General features: G+C 62.1%; 1 protein-coding gene. It reads left to right on the top strand.

The features are described 5' to 3' along the window. On the top strand, window positions 1-4,812 hold a 4,812-nt coding region (locus ACRESD_RS15100; protein WP_431751652.1), incomplete at its 5' end, for an amino acid adenylation domain-containing protein. Between the last annotated feature and the right edge of the window lie 245 nt (window positions 4,813-5,057).

Genomic DNA, 5,057 nt, shown 5'->3' with positions numbered 1-5,057 from the left:
GTGTTGAACGTGCAGCAGGTCGGCTTGGACGACAACTTCTTCGAGCTGGGTGGTGATTCGATCTTGTCGATCCAGGTGGTCAGCCGCGCGCGACAGGCGGGGATTCATTTCAGTCCTCGCGACCTGTTCCAGCACCAGACCGTACAAACCCTGGCCGCCGTCGCCACCCGCTCGGAGCAGGTTGTAGCGGAGCAGGGCGTGTTGACGGGCAGCTCTGGCCTGACGCCGATCCAGCACTGGTTCTTCGATACCGATATCCCGAACCGTCAGCACTGGAACCAGGCGCTGGTGCTCAAGCCGCTGCAACTGCTCGACCCGCATCGCCTGGAGCAAGCGCTGCTGGCGGTACTGGAACACCACGACGCCCTGCGCTTGAGCTTCACCCCGCGTGATGTCCAATGGCACGCCGAGCACTTGGCGGTGCCCGAAGGCGGCGTGCTGATGCAGGCGCAAGTGCGCGATATGGACCAGTGCACGGCGCTGTTCACCGACACCCAGCGCAGCCTTGACCTGGCCCGTGGTCCGCTGCTGCGCGCCTTGTTGGTGGATGGCCCGCAAGGCCAGCAGCGTCTGCTGATTGCCATCCATCACTTGGTGGTCGATGGCGTGTCGTGGCGGGTGTTGCTGGAGGATCTGCAAACGGTCTACCGCCAACTGAGCGAGGGCCAGTCCGTCAGCCTGCCGGCCAAGACCAGTGCGCTACGGGACTGGGCAGCACGCTTGCAGGCGTATGCCGGCAGCGAGTCCCTGCGTGAAGAATTGGGTGTCTGGCAGGCGCAACTGGCAGGTCCGGCAGTGGTGTTGCCGGTGGATCGCCCGCACGGTTCCCAGCGCAACCGCGATGCCGATACTGTGAGCGTGCGGCTGGATGCCGAGTCTACCCGCCAGCTGTTGCAACAGGCGCCGAGTGCCTACCGCACACACGTCAATGACCTGCTGCTGACAGCCCTGGCGCGTGTGTTATGTCGCTGGAGTGGTCACGGTTCGGCATTGATCCAGCTGGAAGGCCATGGGCGCGAAACGTTGTTCGACGAGATCGACTTGACCCGCAGTGTGGGCTGGTTCACCAGTGCCTATCCGCTGCGCCTCACCCCGCACGAGGAGCAGGGCTCCTCGATCAAGGCGATCAAGGAGCAACTGCGTGGCGTACCGCACAAAGGCTTGGGCTACGGCGTGCTGCGTTATCTGGCGGACGACCTGTGCCAGCAGACCATGGCCGCCCTGCCGAGCGCCGCGATCACCTTCAACTACCTCGGCCAGTTCGACCAGAGCTTCGGTGCCGACGCGCTGTTCCATCCACTGGACGAGTCGGCAGGCGCTGCCCATGACCCGGATGCGCCGCTGCCCAATGAGCTGAGCGTGGACAGCCAGGTGTATGGCGGGGAATTAGTCTTACGCTGGACGTTCAGTCGCGAACGCCACGACTCGCAGACCATCCGCGCATTGGCCGACGGTTACCTGGCTGAACTGCAAAGCCTGATCGCGCACTGCCTCCAGGACGATGCCGGTGGCCTCACACCGTCCGACTTCCCCTTGGCGCAGCTGACCCAGGCACAACTGGATGTCTTGCCGGTTCCGGCCAATGCCATCGAAGACGTCTACCCGCTGACCCCCATGCAGGAAGGCCTGCTACTGCACACACTGTTGGAGCCGGGCACCGGCCTCTACTACATGCAGGACCGCTATCGCATTAACAGCGCCCTGGACCCGCAGCGTTTCGCCCAGGCCTGGCAAGCGGTGATCGCCCGTCACGAAGCCCTGCGTGCGTCGTTCTGCTGGAACGTCGGCGAAGACATGCTGCAAGTGATCCACAAGCCGGGCAGTACGCCCATTGAGTACCTGGACTGGAGCAACGACCCTGAGGCGGAACAGGAACCGCGTCTGCAAGCCTTGCTCAAGGCTGAACGTGAAGCCGGTTTCGATCTGCTCAACCGGGCACCGTTCCACCTGCGCCTGATCCGCGTCGGCGAAGCGCGTTATTGGTTCATGATGAGCAACCACCACATCCTGATTGATGCCTGGTGCCGTTCGTTGCTGATGAATGACTTCTTCGAAATCTACATGGCCCTGGGCGAAGGTCGCGACGCGCAACTGGCCACGCCGCCACGCTATCGCGACTACATCGCCTGGCTGCAACGTCAGAACCTGAATGAGGCGCGCCAGTGGTGGCAACAGAACCTGCAAGGCTTCGAACGCACCACGCCGATCCCGAGCGACCGCCCGTTCTTGCGTGAACACGCGGGCCACAGCGGCGGCATGGTGGTGGGCGACTGCTACACCCGTCTCGATGCCCGCGACGGTGCGCAATTGCGTGAACTGGCCCAGGCTCACCAACTGACCGTCAACACCTTTGCCCAGGCGGCGTGGGCTTTGGTGTTGCGTCGCTTGAGCGGCGAGCGTGATGTGCTGTTCGGCGTCACCGTGGCGGGTCGCCCAGTGGAAATGCCCGAGATGCAGCGCACCGTCGGCCTGTTCATCAACAGCATCGCGCTACGGGTGAAATTGCCCGAGGACGATCAACCGTGCAGTGTGCGCCAGTGGTTGAGCGGTTTGCTCGACAGCAACATGCAACTGCGTGAGTACGAATACCTACCGCTGGTGACGATCCAGGAGCACAGCGAACTGCCCAAGGGCCAGCCGCTGTTCGACAGCCTGTTCGTGTTCGAAAACGCCCCGGTGGAAGTCTCGGTGCTGGACCGTGCACAAAGCTTGAATGCCACCTCGGATTCCGGTCGCACCCACACCAACTTCCCGCTGACCGCCGTTTGCTACCCGGGTGATGACCTGGGTTTGCATCTGTCCTACGACCAGCGCTACTTCGACGAAACCACTGTGCAAGGCATGCTGGGCGAGTTCAAGCGCCTGCTGCTGGCGTTGGTGCAGGGCTTCCACGGCGACATGGCCGACCTGCCGCTGATTGGCGAGCAGGAGCGCGAGTTCCTGTTGGATGGCTGTAACCAGAGCGAGCATGACTACCCGCTGGAACGCAGCTATGTCGAGCTGTTTGAAGCCCAAGTGGTTGCGCATCCGCAACGCGTTGCCGCCAGTTGCCTCGACCAGCAGTGGACTTATGACGAGCTGAACCGCCGCAGCAACGGCCTGGGTCACGCGCTGATTGCAGCGGGTGTGGGCCTGGACCAACCCGTGGCTTTGCTGGCCGAGCGTAACCTCGACCTGCTCGGCATGATCATCGGCAGCTTCAAGGCCGGTGCCGGTTATCTGCCGCTGGACCCAGGGCTGCCGAGCCAGCGGTTGAGCAGCATCATCGACCTGAGCCGCACGCCGTTGCTGGTGTGCACAGAAGCATCTCGCGAACAGGCCATCGAGTTGCTGGACGGTTTCGATTGCCAATTGCTGGTGTGGGAAGAAATACCTGCACGTGGCGAAAATCCCGGTATCTACAGCGGCCCGGACAACCTGGCCTACGTCATCTACACCTCGGGCTCCACCGGCTTGCCCAAGGGCGTGATGGTGGAACAGCGTGGCATGCTCAATAACCAGTTGAGCAAGGTGCCGTACCTGCAACTGAACGAGTCGGACGTGATCGCGCAGACCGCCTCGCAAAGCTTCGATATTTCCGTGTGGCAGTTCCTTGCCGCGCCGCTGTTTGGCGCTCGGGTGGACATCGTGCCGAACGCGCTGGCCCATGATCCGCAAGGTTTGCTAGAGCATGTTCAGGCACAAGGCATTACGGTGCTGGAGAGCGTACCGTCATTGATCCAAGGCATGCTCGCCCAGGATCGCATCAGCCTCGACGGCCTGCGCTGGATGCTGCCGACGGGTGAAGCCATGCCGCCGGAGCTGGCGCACCAGTGGTTGCAGCGTTACCCCGAGATCGGTTTGGTTAACGCCTATGGCCCTGCGGAATGTTCGGATGACGTGGCGTTCTTCCGCGTCGACCTGGCATCGACTCGCGGTAGTTATCTGCCGATTGGTACGCCGACCGACAACAACCGCTTGTACCTGCTGGATGGTGCACTGGAACTGGTGCCGCAAGGCGCTGTGGGTGAGTTGTGCGTGGCCGGCACCGGCGTCGGTCGCGGTTATGTCAGCGACCCATTGCGCACCGCCCCTGTGTTTGTGCCGAACCCGTTCGGCGCACCGGGCGAGCGTCTCTACCGTACCGGTGACTTGGCGCGCCGTCGCAGTGATGGTGTGCTGGAGTACGTCGGGCGTATCGACCACCAGGTGAAGATTCGTGGTTACCGCATCGAGCTGGGTGAAATCGAAGCGCGCCTGCATGAACAACCGGAAGTCCGCGACGCGGCTGTCGGCGTGCAGGAAGGCGCCAACGGCAAGCATCTGGTCGGCTACCTCGTGGCCGCTGATGCGGTACTCAACCCAAGTGAACGCCTGGACCGCATCAAGCAACGCCTGCGCGCCGAACTGCCGGAATACATGGTGCCGCTGCACTGGCTCTGGCTCGACCGCCTGCCGCTCAACGCCAACGGCAAACTCGACCGCAAGGCCCTGCCAGCGTTGGAGATCGGTCAGTTGGACAGCCAGGACTACCTGGCGCCGCGCAACGAACTGGAAAGCACCCTGGCCGGAATTTGGGCCGAAGTGTTGAAAGTCGAAAGGGTCGGGGTGCAGGACAACTTCTTCGAACTGGGCGGGCATTCGTTGCTGGCCACGCAGATTGCCTCGCGGGTGCAGAAGATGTTGCAGCGGGATGTGCCGCTGCGGGCGATGTTCGAGTGCAGCACGGTGGCGGAGTTGGCTGAATATATTGATGGGTTGGCGGCGAATGAGATCAGTGCGGAGAAGGTGGATCGGTTGAGTGATTTGATGGCTGAGTTGGAAGGGCTTTAAGACGAAATGGGTGTTGTCCGTTGGTCGGCCAGCACCGTGTTTCGGGTCAGAACTGTGAATTCTGACAGTAGGAACAGTGGCTTTTTTACGATGTGATTGGGGGGTGCCACTCAGGAAAATACCTGGGCTTTGGCATTTCCTGTCCATTGAAAAGGAGCTTCCAACATGCCCAAATCATTACCAGATGCTTTTGAGACGCCCAAACCCGAGTTGGTCGAGGCAGAGGGCCAGGCATCGGTTGATCC

This window comes from Pseudomonas sp., from assembly GCF_050739995.1.
Taxonomy (GTDB): domain Bacteria; phylum Pseudomonadota; class Gammaproteobacteria; order Pseudomonadales; family Pseudomonadaceae; genus Aquipseudomonas.
This window is presented reverse-complemented; position numbering and strand designations above follow the sequence as displayed.